Origin of the sequence: Streptomyces sp. NPDC101118 (assembly GCF_044759445.1) — a bacterium.
GTDB lineage: Bacteria > Actinomycetota > Actinomycetes > Streptomycetales > Streptomycetaceae > Streptomyces.
The window spans coordinates 259,274-277,024 of record NZ_JBIVZG010000005.1; the positions used below are offsets into that span (position 1 = coordinate 259,274).

A 17,751-nucleotide genomic window follows, 5' to 3' on the forward strand; every position below is an offset into this window, starting at 1 on the left:
GGTGCAGCCCCTTTCCCTTTCCCGCCGCTACTCCTGTGCCCCGGCCCCGGAACGCTTCGGCACCTCGGGCACCGCCAGGAAGGGCAGCCGCAGCGCACCGAAGGCGTCCTTCGGCACCGCCGGGCTCGCGGGCTCCACCGCGGAGAGCCGTACGTACGCCTCGCCCTGCGCCGGACGCGGGTCGGCCTCGCCCTTGTTCGGCCAGTAGGACATCGCCCGCTCCGCCTGCGCGGTGATGGTCAGCGAGGGGTTCACGCCCAGGTTGGCGGAGACGGCCGCGCCGTCCACCACGAAGACGCCCGGGTAGCCGTACAGCCGGTGGTACGGGTCGACCACGCCCTCCTCGGCGGAGCCGCCGATCGGGCAGCCGCCCAGGAAGTGCGCGGTGAGCGGGGTGCCCATCAGCTCGCCCACGTTGCTGCCCGGGAAGCCGTTGATCTCCTCGGCCAGGAGCGTCGCGGCCCGGGTCGCCTCGGCGATCTGCGTCGGGTTGGGCGCGCCGTGGCCCTGCCGTGCGGTGAGCAGGCCCTTCCCGATGCCGCCCGGCTTGCGGTAGGTGGTGAGGGAGTTGTCCAGGGACTGCATGACCAGGCCGATGATGGTCCGCTCGGACCAGCGCCGGTTGGAGATCGACCGCAGCAGCTGGACGGGGTGCCGGGCGGTCCTGCCGAACCAGGCGGCGACCCGGTGCTTGGAGTAGGGCACCTGGAGCACGGTCATGAAGCCCATGGCGTTGGAGCCCTTGCCGTAGCGCACCGGCTCGATGTGCGTGTCGGCGTCGGGGTGCACCGAGGAGGTGATCGCGACGCCCCGGGTGAAGTCGGCCTTCCTGCCGTGCCGCCTGCGGTAGCGGCGGTCGTCGGTCTGGGCGCCGACCAGGCCCTCGGAGTTGGTACGGGTCAGCTCGCCCAGCCGCGGCGAGAGGCGGGGCAGTTCGCCCCGGTCCTTCATCGTGTGCAGCAGCGTCTGGGTGCCGTACGTGCCGGCGGCGACGACCACGTACCGGGCGTGCAGCACGGTGGCCTTCCCCTTGCGGCGGCCGTCGGTGGGGACGGTGCGGACGCGGTAGCCGCCCTCGGGGTGCTCGGACAGCGCGGTGACGGTGGTCATCGGGTGGATGACGGCCCCGGCGCGCTCGGCGAGGTGCAGGTAGTTCTCGTTGAGGGTGTTCTTCGCGCCGTGCCGGCAGCCGGTCATGCACTCGCCGCACTCGGTGCAGGCCTTGCGGGAGGGTCCGGCGCCGCCGAAGTAGGGGTCGGGGACCTCCTGGCCGGCCTTCGCGCGGGAGGCGCCCTCGGCGTCCTCGCCGTCGCCGAAGAAGACGCCGACCGGGGCCATGTGGAAGCTGTCGCCCACGCCCATCTTCTCGGCGGCCGCCTTCAGGTGGACGTCGGAGGGCGTCATGGTCGGGTTCAGCCGCACCCCGAGCATCCGCTTGGCCTGGTCGTAGTAGGGGGCCAGCTCCTCCTGCCAGTCGGTGATGCCGGCCCACTGCCGGTCCTGGAAGAAGGCCTTCGGCGGTACGTAGAGGGTGTTGGCGTAGTTGAGGGAGCCGCCGCCGACCCCGGCGCCGGCCAGCACCATCACGTTGCCGAGCAGGTGGATGCGCTGGATGCCGTACAGGCCGAGGGCGGGTGCCCACAGGTAGTTGCGCAGGTCCCAGGAGTTCTTCGGGAGGGTCTCGCGGGTGAAGCGGCGGCCCGCCTCCAGGACGCCGACGCGGTAGCCCTTCTCGGTCAGGCGCAGGGCGGAGACGGAGCCGCCGAAGCCGGAGCCGATGACGAGGACGTCGTAGTCGTACGCGGCGTCGCCCGCGGAGCCGCCGTCGGGGGTGCCGGCGGGGACTGCGGGGGTGCCGCTCTCGTGTGGGTCGGTCACCGGTACTCCTAGCGCATCCGGAGGGCCTTCATGACCCGCAGGCTGCGGGTCATGAACGCCGCGTAGCGGTCGTCGTCCATGCCGAGGGAGGGGGCCATCGGCAGCAGTCGCTGGTGGGCGACCGTCTGGGCCTCGGTGTACTTGAGGATGCCCTCGGAGCCGTGGCGGCGGCCGAGGCCGGAGTCCTTCATGCCGCCCATCGGGGACTGGACGCTGCCGTAGGCCGGCGCGTACCCCTCGTTGATGTTGACCGTGCCGGTGCGCAGGCGGGCCGCGACCTGGTGGCCGCGCCGGGCGTCCTTGGTCCAGACGCTGGAGTTGAGGCCGTAGGCGGTGGCGTTGGCCTGGGCGATGACCTCGTCCTCGTCGGTGAAGCGGTAGATCGAGACGACCGGGCCGAAGGTCTCCTCGGCGCAGACGGCCATGGGCGACTCGACGCCGTCGAGGATGGTGGGCTCGTAGAAGAGCGGGCCGATGTCGGTGCGGTGGACGCCGCCCGCCACGAGCCTGGCGCCCTTCTCGACGGCCTCCTCGACGTGCCGCTTGACGGTCTCCAACTGGCGCTCGCCCACCAGCGAGCCCATGTCCGCGCCGTACGCGAGGGCGCTGCCCAGGCGCATGGCCTTGGTGCGGGCGGCGAAGCGGGCGACGAACTCGTCGGCCACGGAGGCGTGGACGTACAGCCGCTCGATGGAGATGCAGAGCTGGCCGGCGGAGGAGAAGCAGGCGCGGACGGCGCCGGCGGCGGCCTTCTCGACGTCGGCGTCGTGCAGGACGAGCATCGCGTTCTTGCCGCCCAGCTCCAGGGACACGCCGACCAGGCGGGCGGCTGCGCCCTGGGCGACCTCGCGGCCGGTGCGGGTGGAGCCGGTGAAGGAGACGTAGTCGGCGTGCTTGACGACCTCGGGGCCGACGACCGGGCCCTCGCCGAGCACGATCTGGAAGACCTCGGCGGGCAGTCCGGCCTCGATGAGCACGTCGCGGGCCCACAGGGCGGTCAGCGCGGTCTCGGTGTCGGGCTTCATCACGACCGCGTTGCCCGCGACGAAGGCGGGCAGGGCGTCGCCGACGGACAGCTCCAGCGGGTAGTTCCAGGGCGCGATCTGGCCGACGACCCCGCGGGGCTGGCGCAGCTCGGTGACCTTGGTGAGGGTGGGCATGGCGCCGGTGTGGCTCTTGGGGCGCAGGTAGGCGGGCGCCTTGCGGCCGTAGTGGCGGGCCGCGACCGCGACGGCCTGGACCTCCTCGTGGGCGTGCAGGCGGGCCTTGCCGGTCTCCAGCTGGATGAGGTCGAGCACCTCGGACTGGCGGGAGAGGACCAGGTCGTGGAAGCGCAGCAGGACGGCGGCCCGGCGGCGGACCGGCACCGCCGCCCAGGTCTGCTGGGCGGCGCGGGCCCGCTCGAAGGCGGCGGCCACGTCCTCGGGGGTGGACTCGGGCAGGTCGGCCAGCTTCTCCCCGGTGAAGGGGGTGTGGTTGGCGGTCCGGCCGGAGCCCGCCACTCCGCGGGTGAGGCGGGCTACCAGGTCGGGGGTCACGACGTCGGCTGCGGTGCGTACGCCTGCCGGGGTGGGAGCCACGGGATTGGTGGGGGCGGTGGCCTGGGCCAGCGAGTCCGTCATGGCCGTGAGGGTATGCGGAACGCAAGCCTTTGGGTACCCGCCGGTAACCATATTTTGCCATCGCTGCCAGCATCCACTGGCAACATCCCAGCTCAGGCGCTCACCGGCCCCGGGTTCAGGTGGTCTTCCAGGTCCTGAGCACCGTGTCGAACTGCTGGCGGGTGGTGTCCCAGTCCTTGAGCGGGGACGACATGTAGATCGCGTACTCGGTGCCGTCGGGCGCCACGTACATCTGGTCGATCGCCCGCTTCGGGCCGGGGTTGTCCTTCTTCTCCGTCCAGGTGAACTCCCAGATCCCGGCCTGGGTCTGCCCCCGGAAGGTGTTCGCGTGCAGCGTCTCCCGGTGGTACTTCGGCAGCCGCGTCCGCACCGTCTTCTCCACGTCCAGCAGGTGCATGTACGGGTTCTCGAAGTCCGGGGTGGCGTCCCGGCTGATCCGGATGCGGTGCCGGCCGTTGTCCGGGGTGTAGTCGATCTGGTCGCCGTCCGTCTGCCGTTTCCAGCCCTTCGGCACGGCCAGGCTGAAGCCCTCGGGGTCGTCGACCCTGACCCACCCGGCCGGCAGCGTCTCCCCGGCCGGGGCCGCCTTCGCGCTCCCGCTCGCCGTGGGATTGCCCGAGGGGTCGTCCGTACCGGTGCTGTCGGCGTACCGCAGGATCCCGAAGGCGATGCCGCCGCCCAGCAGCGCCGCCACGACGGCCACCAGCACGGCCCGCCGGAGCGGCCCGGCCGCGGGCCGGGCGTCCGTACGGACGAACTGGTGCTGCTCCGGCAGCCGCGCGGTGCCCCCGGGCGCACCGTCGGGCACCTGGTCGGCGGTGATCCGCTGCGTGGGCACGTACGCGTGCGCGGCCTTGGGCGCCCGGCCCTCCATCGCCTCCAGCAGCATCCGCTCGGCCTCGGCCGCGTTCGGCCGCTGCGCGGGGTCCTTGCAGAGCAGCGCCGTGATCACCGGACCCAGTGGGCCGGCCTGACGCGGCGGCGGCAGCTCGTCGTTGACCACCGCCGCCAGGCTGGACAGCGGCGAGGTGCGGCGGAAGGGCGACCGGTTCTCGACCGCCGTGTACAGCGTCGCGCCCAGCGCCCACAGGTCGGAGGCCGGGTCGGGGGCGCCGCCGGTGACCCGCTCGGGGGCCAGGTAGTCGATGGAACCGACGAGTTCGCCGGTGCGGGTGATGGAGGAGTCGCCCTCGATCGCCGCGATCCCGAAGTCCGTCAGCAGGACGCGGCCGTCCTTGGCCAGCAGCACGTTGCCCGGCTTCACGTCCCGGTGCAGGACGCCGACGGCGTGCGCCGCGCGCAGTGCGCCCAGCACGTGCAGCCCGATCCTGGCCGCCTCGCGCGGGTCGATGTGCCCGGTCTCCTTCGCCGCGTCGGCGAGCGACGGACCGTCGATGTACTCCATCACGATCCACGGCCGGTCGTCGTGCTCCAGCACGTCGTGCACGGTGACCACGGCCGGGTGCTGGATGCGGGCGGCCGCCCGGGCCTCCTTGCGCGTCCGCTCCACGAGGACCGCCCGGTCGGCCTCGGCGACGTACAGACCCGCCGTCAGTTCCTTGACGGCGACCGTCCTGTGCAGGAGCTCGTCGTGCGCGCGCCACACCTTGCCCATGCCGCCGCTGCCGATGGGCTCGCCGAGCCGGTACCGGCCCGCGAGTACCGAGCCCGCGCCTGTCCTCTGATTCACGAATTCCCGCCACTCTGTGCAACTTGAGCCAGGTTACGGAGCGAAGTCACCGTCCAGGTACCACGAGCGCCCTGCGAGACCGCACTGTGACGCAACTGTCGGTTTAACGCGTACTGCGGTAACTGGCCGTGGCACGCTCGTAGATCTCGGTGACCTTGTCGCGTCCGGAATCCGGACCGATCACCATCAGCACGTGGTAGCGGCCGCCGAGCGCGTACACACGGTTGCGGACGTAGACCGAACGGCCGCTCCCGTCGGTCCAGGTGTACTGCCCTTCGGCCATCTTCCGGTTACCCACGGTGATCTCGCGGACCCCGGTCTGGGTGCCCCAGCTGCTGCTGCGGACCGGCTCCAGTTCGCGTTCCCTGTCCCGCTGGTAGCCGAGCGGGTCGCCGGCACCGGGTGCCGCGTCCCGGCCGGGCACCAGGATCAGCTCGAAGTCCCCGTTGGAGTACCGGACCTGGCCGCTGTCGTTCAGCGGCCGCCGCTGCCAGCCCTGCGGTACGGCGACCTCGAAGCCCTCGGTGTCCCTGGCGAGCGTGTAGCCCGCGGGCACGGCGGCACCGGTCGGGGCGGGAGCGGTGGCCGGGGCCGTGGTCTGCGGCTGCGGACGGGAGTTGCTCCGTGCGGGGCTCGGCGCCCGGGTGGTCGGCGTGCCGGGGCCGGCGGACGTGGCGCCGGGCCGCTGGGGGACGTTCTGCGCCGTGGGCTCCGCCTTGGGCATGAACACCATCGCGTACGCCACACAGGCCGCCAGCGCGAGCAGGATCACCAGCAGCAGGGTGCGGCCCAGCGCCCGGGCGGGGCGGGCCGAAGTGCCCCCCGGAGTCCGGGGCATGGCGGTCGTGGCGCTGGTGGAGGTGCGGTGGGCAGACCTGGCGGCCTTGGAGGGATTCCCGGAAGTGCCTTCGAAGGTGCCCCTGGGCGTGCCCCTGGCGCCGCGCTTGGGCGGGGCCGGCTGGCGGTGCCTGCCGTGGCCCGAACCCTCGCGCCCCGGACGCCGCTTGCGTACCAGTTCGCCCCGGCGCCGCACGATCGGCAGCTTCGTGGCGTCGGGCGCGGGCAGCGGCACCGCGCGGGTGCCGGCCTCGGGCTCGGGGGCGGACCGGACCAGGGAGCGCAGCCAGCCGCGCAGCTCCTCGAAGTCCGGGCGCTCGGTGGGGTCCTGGCGCAGCAGGGACTCGACCACCGGGCGCAGCGGGCCGCACTCCTCGGCGAACGCCGGGGGCTCGGAGCAGACCAGTTCGACCAGTTCGGCTCCGCTGTCCTCGGGGTAGGGGGCGTGGCCCTGGACCGCGCGGTAGAGGAGCGCGCCGAGCGCCCACAGGTCGGTGGCGGGGCCGACGGGTGCCGCCAGCTGCCAGTTCTCGTGTACGGGGTGGGCCTGTTCGGGCGCCCAGCGCTCGGTGACCGCGCCCACCACGGCGATCCGGGTCTGCCGGGCGCGCTCGGCGGCCAGCGGGGTGCCGGGGCCGCGGCCGGGGGCGGGGGCCGGGTCGTCCCAGCCCGAGGGGGCGGCGGGGCGCGGTGCCGGGTCGGCGGCGGGGGGCCGGTCCGGCTGCCGGGCCGGCTCCTGCGTGCGGGCCGGCTGCCGGGACGGGTGCGGGGCCGGGAGGTGCGGCGGCTCGGGTGCCGGGCGCTGGGGTGCCGACGGCTCGGGTGCCGGGGGCTGGGGCGGGACCGCGGCCGGGGTGTAGCCCTGCGGGAGTGCCGGGCGGGCTGGCAGACGCCGGTTGGCCGCGTCCGGGCCGCCGTACGGGTACGAGTAGCCCTGGGGGAGGTTGGAGCCCTGGGGGCGCGGCGGTTCGGGCTCGGGCACGCGGCGGGTGGCGGCGGCCTGGGCGCCGGCGCGGTACGCCGCGATGGCCCCGGCGCGGGCGGCCGCCTTGAGGTCGGCGCTGCCGGGGGTGCCGTAGCCGGGGGCGACGGGGGGCCGCGGGTCGGGTGCCGGGGCGGGGGCCGTGCGCGAGGGCGGCGGCGGGGTGCCCGGGGCGGGAACGGCTGCGGTGGTGCTGGTCGTCGGGCCCGCGGGCGGCGGGGTGGAACCGGGTACGGCCGCGGGGAGCCCCGTACCGCCCGGGTCGGCCGGCGGGACCGGGTCGTACCCGCACAGCGCCTCCTCGGCGGCGCCGGCGGCCAGGCCGGTGAGCACCACGCGGCCGTCCTCGCAGACCAGCACCGTCCGCACGGTGATGTTGCGGTGGGTCCAGCCGTGCGCGTGCAGCACGCGCAGGGCGGTCAGTACGTCCGAGGCGACCTCGGCCGCGCGGTACGCGTTGAGCGGGCGGTCCGCGAGGAGCGCCGCGAGCGGGCGGGCGGCGACGAGTTCACTCACTATCCAGAGGGACCCGGCCTCGGCGAACACGTCGAAGACCTGGTCCAGCCGCGGATGGTCGGGGATGCGTGCGGCGGCCTGGGCCGCCTCGATCGCCCGGCGCACGGCCGGGTCGGTGGGCCGCCGGGTGGCGCCGCCGGCGGCCCGGCGGGGCGCGGGAGGCGCCGTACGGCCGTCCGCCTCCAGCAGTTCCGCGTCCACGATCTCCGGCAACGGGACCTGGCGGACCAGCACTTCCTGCCCGCTGTGGGTGTCGAAGGCACGCGTCTCGACGAGCTCGTACTCGTCGGAGGGGGGCAGGGGCAGGCGATAGCGGTCGGCCAGCACCCTGCCCGCGTACTCCTCCACGACGCCTACCCCCTAAGCGTGCCGTTCCCCCGTCACCGCACCCTCACGATACGTCGCAGCACCCACTCGCGTCGCCGGGTCCGGCGAGGGGGTGCCTTTCGGGTCAGGGGATTTGGCGCCGCGGTCCGCACGCGGCGCCGCCGGCGTCAGTCCAGGGGCTGGAAGGTGGCGAAGGCCGTGTCGCGCAGGGTCTTGCACGCGGCGCCGTCCCACTCGTCCTTCGCGCAGGTGATCATGATGGCGTAGCCGTGGGTGGCGTCGACCTTGAAGCCGCGGTTGAGGACGCGGACGGTCCTGCCGTTCTCCTCGCGCTCGAACTGCCAGTCGGCGACGGTCGGGTAGCCGCGGTACTCCTTCTCGGCGATGCCCAGCAGGCGGTAGCCGTCGCTGCTGCCCGCGACGGCGCCGGCGAGCTGCAGCCAGGCCAGGCGGGCGTCGTCGGTGGGGCTGTCGTTGTAGTCGACCTGGACCCGGGGGTAGCCGCCGTCGCGGTTGTAGATGCCGCCCGAGTTGCTGCCCGCTATGGCGTTGCGCTTGAAGTCGGCCGGCATCGCCATCGAGAAGTGGAAGCGTGCGTCGCTGACCTTGACGTAGCCCGCGGGCAGGCCGGTGCCGGTGCCCTGGCCTGCCGTCGTGGAGCCGGTCGCACCGTTGCCGCCGGTGTCGCTGCCGTTGCCGCCGGTCGCGTCGGTGCCCTTGCCGCCGGGGCCGGCCGAGGGCTTGGCGCCCTGGCCCTGGCTCGTCTGGCTGCCCTGGCCGTTGGCGCCGCTGCTGTTGCCGTTGCCGCCGGAGGCGGAGGCGCCCGCGGAACCGGCCTGCTGGGACGCGCCCGGGGAGGCGGCCCGCCCGTTCTTGCCGTTCTTGTTGTCGTCCGGCTTGTCGTCGCCGCTCAGCGCCCAGCCGATCGCCCCGCCGATCAGCGCGAGGACGGCCACGACGGCGACGACGGCCAGCGCGATGGTCTGGCGCGGCACGACGTCCGTGAGCGGGGCGGCCACCGGGGACTTCGGCCCGGACTGCTGCGGTACGGGCTTGGGCTTCGGCTTGGCCTTGGGCTTCTTGGCCTTGGGCTTCGCCTTCGGCTTGGGCGCGGTCCCCTGCTCCTGGACGGCCGCCTTGGGCTTGTCCTCGGGTACGACGGGCAGCGCGATGACGCGGGTCTCGTCGGCCGGGGGCTCCGGCTCGGGCTCGGGCATCTCGATGACCTCGTTGAGCAGGGCGCGGGCGCCCGCGTCGTCGAGGCGGTGCTCGGGGTCCTTCACCAGCAGGCCGTAGATGACCTCCGCGAGCGGGCCCGCGTTCTTCGGCGGGTCCACGGGCTCGGTCATCACCGCGGTCAGCGTGGCCAGGGCGGAGCCCTTGTCGTACGGGGGCACGCCCTCCACGGCGGCGTAGAGCAGGCCGCCGAGCGACCACATGTCGGCCGGCGGGCCCGGCTTCTGGCCGCGGGCACGCTCGGGCGAGATGTAGGAGGGCGCGCCGACGAGCATGCCGGTGGAGGTGACCGAGGGGTCGCCCTCGACCTGCGCGATGCCGAAGTCGGTGAGGACGACGCGGCCGGTCTCGGCGATGAGCACGTTGGAGGGCTTCACGTCGCGGTGCAGGATGCCCTGGCCGTGGGCGGCGCGCAGCACGTCGAGCACGGCGAGGCCGACCTCGGCCGCCCGGCGGGGCGTCAGGGTGCCGCGCTCGCGGACGAACTCGGCCAGGGACGGGCCCTCGATGAGTTCCATGACGATCCAGGGGCGGCCGTCCTCGTCGACCACGTCGAAGACGGTGACGGCGCCGTCGTTCCGGATCCGGGCGATGGCCTTGGCCTCGCGCAGGGTACGGGTGACCAGGCGGCGCTTCTCGTCCTCGTCGACGCCGGAGGAGAACCGGAGTTCCTTGATGGCGACGGTACGGCCGAGCGTCTCGTCGACGGCCCGCCAGACGGTGCCCATGCCGCCCTTGCCGAGCACGCGGCCGAGGCGGTACCGCCCGGCGAGCAGCCGGCCTTCCTGGTCCTCGGTCCCACCGCCGGTCCCGACCGGCCCCTTGTCCCGCGCCTCGCGCGCGACGCTGCCGGCCGCGGCCGAACCGCCGCGCGGCGCCGGTTCGGCGGCCCTGCCCTCGCGGCCCGCGGTGCCGGCCGGCGCGGCCGTGCCGTCGGCGGGGCGCACGCCGTCCTTCGGGGAGCCGGCGGAGCCCGCTGCCGCGGCGGCCGGAGCCGGCTTCGCGGGGGCGGGCCGGGCGGCGCCCTTGACGTCCTTGGCGTCCTTGGCGTCCTTGGCGTCCTTGCCCAGGGCCACTGCCTTGGGGGCGGCCGGAGCGCCGGCGGCGCCCGACCGGTCCGCGGGACGTGCCTCGGGCTTCGCGGGCGCGGAGGTGTCACGGGCCGCCTTGCCGAACCGCACGGGCTCGGGCGCCGGCGAACCGGACTCGGGCGCGGCCGGCTTCGCCGCACGGCCGGAGCCGGCACCGGAGCCGGAAGCGGAACCGGACCCGGCACCCGCCGTGGCGGGCCTCGGGTCCCGCTTCTCCGCACCTGCGGCGGCATCGGCAGACCGGGGGCCGCTGTCCTTCACACCTGCGGCGGCGTCAGCAGACCGGGTGTCGCTGTCCTTCACACCTGCGGCGGCGTCAGCCGGCCCGAAGGCCGCGTCCACCAGATCGGCGGCCGTCGCCGCAGATCCGGAAGCCGTGTCCGCGGAACCTGCGGAGGCGTCAGCCGCCCCGGCGTCGGAGGAACCGGACTCCGCCTCGCCACCCGTCGCGGAGGAACGCGCGTCCTTCTGCTCGGGCACGGAACCGGCGTCCGCGTCCGCGGCTCGGGAGCCGTTCCGCTCGCCCGCGGGTGCCCCGTCCGCGGAACGCCCCGCGGTGGAAGCGGACTTCGCGGTGGCGGTCTTCGCGGCATCCGTCCCGGGGGAAGCGGCCTCCGTACGTGCGGCACCGCCGTCCGTACGGGCGGAACCCTCGGAACCGGCGGCATCCGCGCCAGCGGAAGTGGTGTGCTCCGGCTTCGACATGCGTCCCCTCAACGATCGTGCCGCCTGCTCCGGGTTGACCGGCGTCCGCCGGAGACCACGGCAACCCGCCCCGGCAGGACCCTTATTGTTCCTCACTCCGGCACGGACGGGTGTCCCGGGTCCGTGGTTCCCCGGAACACCCGTGATACGGCACTCCCACTAGAGCGGAACGATCTCCGGCGCCCCCAGCCTGGCCGCGTCGGCGGTCTGGTCGTCCGGCTGCCGCTGCGACTCCCGCTCCGCCTCCACCCGCTTGTCGTAGTGCTCGACCTCCCGCTCCACCTGACCCTCGTCCCACCCCAGCACCGGTGCCATCAACTCCGCGCACTCGCGCGCCGACCGGGTCCCGCGGTCGAAGGTCTCGATCGAGATCCGGGTCCGCCGGGTCAGTACGTCGTCCAGGTGCCGCGCCCCCTCGTGCGAGGCCGCGTACACCACCTCCGCCCGGAGGTAGTCGTCCGCGCCGCCCAGCGGCGCGGCGAGCCCCGGGTCCCGCTCGATCATCTCCAGCACTTCCTCCGCCAGCGCGCCGTAGCGGTTCAGCAGGTGCTCGACCCGCGCCACGTGCAGCCCGGTCCTGGCGGCGATCCTCGCCCGCGCGTTCCACAGCGCGCGGTAGCCCTCCGCGCCCACCAGCGGGATGTCCTCCGTGACGCACTCCGCGACCCGCTGGTCCAGCCCGTGCACCGCCTCGTCCACCGCGTCCTTGGCCATCACCCGGTACGTCGTGTACTTGCCGCCCGCGACCACCACGAGCCCCGGCGCCGGGTGCGCCACGGTGTGCTCCCGGGAGAGCTTGCTGGTCGCGTCCGACTCGCCGGCCAGGAGGGGCCGCAGGCCCGCGTACACACCCTGCACGTCCTCCCGCGTGAGCGGCACGGCCAGCACCGAGTTCACGTGCTCCAGGAGGTAGTCGATGTCCGCGCTCGACGCCGCCGGGTGTGCCTTGTCCAGGTCCCAGTCCGTGTCCGTGGTCCCGACGATCCAGTGCCGGCCCCACGGGATGACGAAGAGCACCGACTTCTCGGTCCGCAGGATCAGCCCGGTGGACGAGTGGATGCGGTCCTTCGGCACCACCAGATGGATGCCCTTGGACGCCCGTACGTGGAACTGGCCGCGCTCGCCGATGAGCGCCTGGGTGTCGTCCGTCCACACCCCCGTGGCGTTCACGATCTGCTTGGCGCGGATCTCGTACTCCCCGCCGGCCTCGACGTCCTTCACCCGGGCGCCGACCACCCGCTCGCCCTCCCGGAGGAAGCCGGTCACGCGGGCGCGGTTCGCCGCGAGGGTGCCGTACGCGGCGGCGGTGCGCACCAGCGTGGCGACGAACCGCGCGTCGTCCATCTGGGCGTCGTAGTACTGCAGGGCGCCCACCAGGGCGTCCTTGCGCAGGCAGGGCGCGACCCGCAGCGCCCGCTTGCGCGTGAGGTGGCGGTGTACGGGCAGTCCCCGCCCGTGGCCGCTGGACACCGACATCGCGTCGTACAGCGCGACGCCGGACCCGGCGTAGAACCGCTCCCAGCCCTTGTGCTGGAGGGGGTACAGGAACGGCACCGGCTTCACCAGGTGCGGCGCGAGCCGCTCCAGCAGCAGCCCGCGCTCCTTCAGCGCCTCCCGTACGAGCGCGAAGTCGAGCATCTCCAGATAGCGCAGCCCGCCGTGGATCAGTTTGCTGGACCGGCTGGAGGTGCCGGAAGCCCAGTCCCGCGCCTCCACCAGGCCGGTCGCGAGGCCTCTGGTGGCCGCGTCGAGCGCGGTACCCGCGCCCACCACGCCCGCGCCCACGACCAGCACGTCCAGTTCCCGCTCGGCCATCCGAGCGAGCGCCTCGGTGCGCTGCGCGGGTCCGAGTGTCGCCGTCCTCACCGCTGCCTCCCGTTGGTCGGGGTGGTCGCCCACATGACCCACCTCGATTCTGACCGCGCGCTCCCCGGCCGGCCACCGCCTGTGGACAACACAAGGTGGCCGCCGTCCCGCAATGCCGCAGATCGGTCATATATACGCCTAGTCTGACATAGCGCCAGCTCTCCTTATCCACAGGACTTGCGCACCCAGCCACCTCCGGTTAGGGAAGGACGGCCACCCCCATGCCCGCAGATCTCGCCGTCATCGGCCTCGGCCACCTCGGCCTGCCCCTCGCCCAGGCCGCCGTCGCCGCCGGGATCGAGACCGTCGGCTACGACACCGGCCCAGCGACCGACAGCAGCCTCACCGCCGCCGAGATCCGCCGCATGTCGGCGGCCGGATTCCGGGTCGCCACCGACCCGGCGGAGCTCGGGAGGGTCCGTACCGCCGTCATCTGCGCACCCACCCCCCTGGGCGCCGACAGGGCCCTCGACCTGTCCGCCGTGGGCGACGCAGCCCGCGCCCTGGCCGCGCGGCTGCGGCCGCACACCACCGTGATCCTGGAGTCCCCCGCGTACCCCGGCGTGACCGAGGACTACCTCAGACCCCTGCTCGAATCCGGCTCCCGCCTGCGGGCCGGCCGCGACTTCCACCTGGCCTACTCCCCCAGCCGCCTCGACCCCGGCAACCGCACCCACGGGATCGCCAACACCCCCAAGGTGATCGGCGGCCTCACCCCCGCGTGCACCGAGTCGGCCGCCGCCTTCTACGCCCGGCTCACCGACAAGGTGGTGCGCGCCCGGGGCCTGCGCGAGGCCGAGACCGTACAGCTGCTGGAGACCAACTACCGGCACGTCAACATCGCGCTGGTGAACGAGATGGCGGTGCTCTGCCACGACCTCGGCGTCGATCTCTGGGACGTCATCCGGTGCGCGGAGACCAAGCCGTACGGCTTCCAGGCCTTCCGCCCGGGCCCCGGCGTCGGCGGCCACGGCGTCCCCCTCGACCCCGGCTACCTGGCCGTGCCCACGCGCACCCCGGGCCACCCCCTGCGCATGGTCGGCCTCGCCCAGGAGGTCAACAACCGCATGCCGCAGTACGTGATCCAGCGCTGCGCCACCCTCCTCAACGAGCACGGCAAGTCGGCCCGCGGCGCCCGCGTCCTCCTCCTGGGCGTCACCTACAAGCCGGACCTGGCCGACCAGGAGGGCTCCCCGGCCCGCGAGATCGCCTCCCGGCTGCTCGACCTCGGGGCACTGGTCAGCTACCACGACCCGTACGTGGCCGGCTGGCGCGTCCGGGACCAGCCGGTGCCGCGCGCCGACTCCCTCTACGAGGCCGCGGCCAACGCGGACCTGACGATCCTGCTCCAGCACCACCGCACCTACGACCTCCAAGGCCTCGCGGTGAAGGCGCAGTTGCTCCTCGACACCCGCGGAGCCACCCCGGTGGGCGCGGCCCACCGCCTCTGACCCCGCGGAACGCCCCGCGAAATCCCCTCTTCCGCACCGGCCCGGTGCTGCTAGCCTTCGGCGACATTTTTCTCCGCACGCCTGTTCCCAGGGACAGCCGTGCCGTAAATCCCTGGGGGGGATTTCACCCATGAGCGACACCGCTCCGCAGCCCGCAGCGCCCGACGCGGCCCCTGCCCCGGCCGCCACCGCCGAGGCCGTCACCACCGCCGAGGCCCCTGCGGCCCCGGCCGCCGACGTCACCGCCACCACGCCCGCGGCGCCGGTGCCCGGCCAGGCACCGGCCCCCGGCATGGAGGGCTGGGCCTACGCCCCGGCCGCGCCCGCCCGCAAGGGCAACGCCGGCCTCGGCATCGCCGCCGCGGTGCTGGCGGCCCTGGTCACCGCCGCGCTCTACGGCCTGATCATCGGCACCACCGAGTACCAGGTCGGCTACGCGGCGGTGGGCGTCGGCCTGCTGATCGGTCTGGCCGCGGGCAAGCTCGGCGGCCCGAACCCGGTCACCCCGGTCCTCAGCGCGATCCTGGCGCTCGGCGCCGTGTACGCGGGCCAGCTGTACGGCGTCGCCATGCTCGGCGCCGAGGAGCTCCACACCACCACGCTGGACCTCGTCTCCTCGGTGGGCGTCTCCACGCTGCACGCGGCATGGAAGGAGGCCATCGGCCCGATGGACTTCCTCTTCTTCGCCATCGGCGCGGTCGTCGCCTACCAGACCACCCGCAAGACCTCGGCCTGACACCCGGCCCCACCGCACCACCGCCCTGAGGGCCGGCCCACTCCCCGGGAGCGGGCCGGCCCTCAGGGCGCTCGAACAGGGAACGACATGCCCGCACCCGCCCTGCGGACCCCCGGTGGGCCGCGCCTGGACCCCTTTTCCACCTTCCCGGAACTCGTACCGCTGCGGCTGGCAGTGATCGCCCGCGACTGGGCCGCCGTCTCCGCGTACTTCGGCGGACTCGGCAGCGACGAGGACCGTGTGTACGCCGCCGAGCGGGTGGCCGACATGCCGGGCGCCGAGCAGGTGCTGGGCCCGGCCGTCGCCGCCCACCCGCACGATCCGCTGCCGCGCACCCTGCTGGCCTACCGGCGCGTGGCCGTCGCCTGGGCCATCCGCACCGGGGCCGGCTCCGAGCACGTGTCCCGTGCACAGTTCACCCGCTTCCACCACTGGCTGGAGCTGGCCGAGACCCAGCTCGTCCAGGTGTGCGCGGAGCACCCCGCATACGCCCTCGCCTGGCACCTGCGCATTCGCACCGCACGCGGTCTGGAGCTCGGCGCCGCCGAGGCCCGCCGCCGCTACGACCGGCTGGCCGAGCACCACCCGCACCACTTCCCGGCCCAGGCCCAGCTCTTGCAGCAGCTGTGCGCCAAGTGGGGCGGATCGTTCGCCGAGACCTGGAACTTCGCCCAGGACTGCGTGGCCGGGGCGCCGCCCGGGAGCCACAGCGGGCTCCTGGTCGCCACGGCGGTCCTGGAGCACCGGCTGACGCTGTCCGGGAAGGAGGCGAAGGGCTACCTGCGCCAGGACTGGATCCGGGTGGCGGTCACCCAGGCCGCGGCCGCCTCCGTCCTGCACCCCGGCCACCGGAACGGCTTCCTCCGACTGCGCGCGCACGGATTGTTCGCGGCCACGCTCTCCCTGGGCGGCCACCACGCCGACGCCGCCCCGCACTTCCGGGCCATGGGGGACGACGCCGACGCGCACCCCTGGGACTGCCTGGACGCCGATCCCGGCAACGCGTTCCGCAAACACCGCAAGACCGCACTGGCGAAGGGCTGACCGCAGATGACGCAGCGGACCGAGGGGTTCGTCACGACCGAGGTCGACGGCATCCCCACCCTGCTGGCCCACCGGCCCGGTCCCGTCGTGGCGGGCCTGGTCTTCCGGGTGGGGCGCGCCGACGAGACCCTCGCCACCAGCGGCATCACCCACCTGACGGAGCACCTCGCGCTCCACCGGCACGGCATGGGCGACCTGCACTACAACGGGGCGACCTCCGCCACGCACACCTCCTTCCTCGTCGAGGGCGACCCGGCGGAGGTGGCCGAGTACCTCAACGGGGTCTGCGAAGCGCTGCGCGACCTTCCCCTGGAGCGGCTGGAGACCGAGAAGGAGATCCTCCGCACGGAGGCCGCGGGGCGCGCCCACGGGCCCCTCTCCGACCTGCCGATGTGGCGTTACGGCGCCCGCGGCCACGGGCTGGTCTCCTACACCGAACTGGGCCTCGGCCGCATCGACGCCGCGGCCGTACGGGACTGGGCCGCCGCCCGCTTCACCCGCGGGAACGCGGTGCTGTGGATGACCACCGACACGCTGCCCGAAGGCCTCGACCTCAAGCTCCCCGCCGGGCCGCGGCACCCGGTACCCGCCCCGTCGTCCGCGCTGCCGGTGACCCCCGCGCACTACCCCGGCGAGGACGGAGCGATGGCGATGAGCACCGTGGTCCGGCGCTCCGTCGCCGCCACGCTCTTCTCGGACCTGCTGGGCAAGGCGCTCTTCCGGGACCTGCGCCAGAAGGGCGGCTTCTCCTACACCGCGCAGAGCGACTACACCCCGCGGGATCCGGAGTACGCGACGATCACCGCACTCGCGGACGCGCTGCCGGCGAAGCAGGGCGCGGTCGTCGGCGGCTTCGTCGACGTGCTTGCGGCCCTCAAGGCGGGCCGCATCGATCCCGAGGCGCTGGAGGCCGCCCGTTCGGCCCGGCTGAAGGCGCTCGACGCCCCGGACCTGGACGCACGCATGCTGCCGGCCAGAGCACTGGAGCTGCTCGAGGGCCAGGACCCGTCGGACGTCGGCGAGCTGCGCGCCGGGCTCCGCGCGGTGACGGCCGCCGACGTGCACGAGGTGGCCCGGGAAGCGTACGAGAACGCACTGTTCAAGGTGCCGGGACGGGGTCTGGCCTGGGCCGGGGTCGCGGCGGCCCCCAGGGAGTCCGCCGAGGTGCTGACCGGCACGGTGTTCCCGTACCCGGGGGACGACTCGGTCTTCCTGGTGGTCGCGGACGAAGGGATCAGCCTGGTCTCCCCGGGGAACGACGCCACGGTCCGCTACGCCGACTGCGAGGCGGTGGTCGCGTACCCGGACGGCGCCCGACGACTCATCGGCGCCGACGGCTTCTCCGTCGCCGCCGAGCCCACGCTGTTCGGCCTCACGCCGGCGGCGCTCGCCGCCGTCGACGCGGCCGTCCCGGCCGACCGGGTCGTCCACGCCCCGGCCAGGCGGCAGGACCAGATCCCCGTGCCCGGCCCGCGGAACAAGCCCCGGGAACGCGAGGAGCGTCGCCGCCGGAAGGCGGCACTCATCCCTCTGGTCCCCCACCAGCCCTTCGTCCTGCTCTCCCTGGTCGTCGGGCTGCTCGCCGTCATGGCGACGCTCGGCGAAGTGCACGCGCCGACCCGGAGCTGGACGCTCCCCGGCTGGTGCTGGTTCGCCGAGGCGGTCCTGGTCACCTACACGGTCTGGCTGGTCCGCCGGCGCCGCTGACCCGGAACACGCCGGAGGCCCCGCACACGCCGGAGGCCCCGCACCCCGTGTGGGGTGCCGGGC

At 74.2% G+C, this 17,751-nt stretch carries 10 protein-coding genes; 4 read left to right on the forward strand and 6 right to left on the reverse strand.

Going from position 1 to position 17,751, the window contains the following annotated elements; all coding sequences use genetic code 11:
• Nucleotides 1-27 precede the first annotated feature (27 nt).
• From ACIQUQ_RS12290 to ACIQUQ_RS12315, 6 genes are all read right to left on the reverse strand, one after another.
• Nucleotides 28-1,779 carry a GMC family oxidoreductase N-terminal domain-containing protein gene (locus ACIQUQ_RS12290; protein ID WP_403974546.1) on the reverse strand — a complete coding sequence of 584 codons (1,752 nt, stop codon included), beginning with the start codon at nucleotides 1,777-1,779 and terminating at the stop codon, nucleotides 28-30.
• 107 nt (nucleotides 1,780-1,886) lie between these two features.
• Nucleotides 1,887-3,500: a succinic semialdehyde dehydrogenase gene (locus ACIQUQ_RS12295; protein WP_403974363.1), complete on the reverse strand. Its 1,614-nt coding sequence runs from the start codon at nucleotides 3,498-3,500 to the stop codon at nucleotides 1,887-1,889.
• A gap of 115 nt (nucleotides 3,501-3,615) precedes the next feature.
• Nucleotides 3,616-5,190, reverse strand: coding sequence for a serine/threonine-protein kinase (locus ACIQUQ_RS12300; RefSeq protein WP_403974366.1), 1,575 nt, complete (start codon nucleotides 5,188-5,190; stop codon nucleotides 3,616-3,618).
• A gap of 103 nt (nucleotides 5,191-5,293) precedes the next feature.
• A complete protein-coding gene (locus tag ACIQUQ_RS12305) occupies nucleotides 5,294-7,873 on the reverse strand; it encodes a protein kinase (protein WP_403974369.1) in 2,580 nt (859 codons plus the stop codon).
• Between the two features lie 146 nt (nucleotides 7,874-8,019).
• Complete coding sequence (locus ACIQUQ_RS12310; protein ID WP_403974372.1) at nucleotides 8,020-10,884, reverse strand: protein kinase; 2,865 nt, start codon at nucleotides 10,882-10,884, stop codon at nucleotides 8,020-8,022.
• A 159-nt stretch (nucleotides 10,885-11,043) separates the two neighbouring features.
• Nucleotides 11,044-12,750, reverse strand: a complete 1,707-nt coding sequence (locus tag ACIQUQ_RS12315; protein ID WP_403974375.1) for a glycerol-3-phosphate dehydrogenase/oxidase — start codon at nucleotides 12,748-12,750, stop codon at nucleotides 11,044-11,046.
• A 221-nt stretch (nucleotides 12,751-12,971) separates the two neighbouring features.
• On the opposite strand from ACIQUQ_RS12315, the gene ACIQUQ_RS12320 reads away from it, so the two are divergent.
• The 4 genes from ACIQUQ_RS12320 (at nucleotide 12,972) to ACIQUQ_RS12335 (ending at nucleotide 17,688) form a co-directional block, all read left to right on the forward strand.
• On the forward strand, nucleotides 12,972-14,201 hold the full coding sequence (locus ACIQUQ_RS12320; protein ID WP_403974378.1) for a nucleotide sugar dehydrogenase: 1,230 nt from the start codon (nucleotides 12,972-12,974) through the stop codon (nucleotides 14,199-14,201).
• Between the two features lie 130 nt (nucleotides 14,202-14,331).
• Complete coding sequence (locus ACIQUQ_RS12325; RefSeq protein WP_403974380.1) at nucleotides 14,332-14,937, forward strand: hypothetical protein; 606 nt, start codon at nucleotides 14,332-14,334, stop codon at nucleotides 14,935-14,937.
• A gap of 87 nt (nucleotides 14,938-15,024) precedes the next feature.
• Complete coding sequence (locus tag ACIQUQ_RS12330; RefSeq protein ID WP_403974383.1) at nucleotides 15,025-15,981, forward strand: hypothetical protein; 957 nt, start codon at nucleotides 15,025-15,027, stop codon at nucleotides 15,979-15,981.
• Between the two features lie 6 nt (nucleotides 15,982-15,987).
• On the forward strand, nucleotides 15,988-17,688 hold the full coding sequence (locus ACIQUQ_RS12335; RefSeq protein ID WP_403974386.1) for a M16 family metallopeptidase: 1,701 nt from the start codon (nucleotides 15,988-15,990) through the stop codon (nucleotides 17,686-17,688).
• Nucleotides 17,689-17,751: the final 63 nt, after the last annotated feature.

What these genes read in the sequence shown, in the direction of transcription:
- ACIQUQ_RS12325 (WP_403974380.1), top strand. Translation starts at nt 14,332, where the DNA reads ATGAGCGACACCGCTCCGCAGCCCGCAGCGCCCGACGCGGCCCCTGCC.
- ACIQUQ_RS12295 (WP_403974363.1), bottom strand. Translation starts at nt 3,500, where the DNA reads ATGACGGACTCGCTGGCCCAGGCCACCGCCCCCACCAATCCCGTGGCT.
- ACIQUQ_RS12320 (WP_403974378.1), top strand. Translation starts at nt 12,972, where the DNA reads ATGCCCGCAGATCTCGCCGTCATCGGCCTCGGCCACCTCGGCCTGCCC.
- ACIQUQ_RS12330 (WP_403974383.1), top strand. Translation starts at nt 15,025, where the DNA reads ATGCCCGCACCCGCCCTGCGGACCCCCGGTGGGCCGCGCCTGGACCCC.
- ACIQUQ_RS12310 (WP_403974372.1), bottom strand. Translation starts at nt 10,884, where the DNA reads ATGTCGAAGCCGGAGCACACCACTTCCGCTGGCGCGGATGCCGCCGGT.
- ACIQUQ_RS12335 (WP_403974386.1), top strand. Translation starts at nt 15,988, where the DNA reads ATGACGCAGCGGACCGAGGGGTTCGTCACGACCGAGGTCGACGGCATC.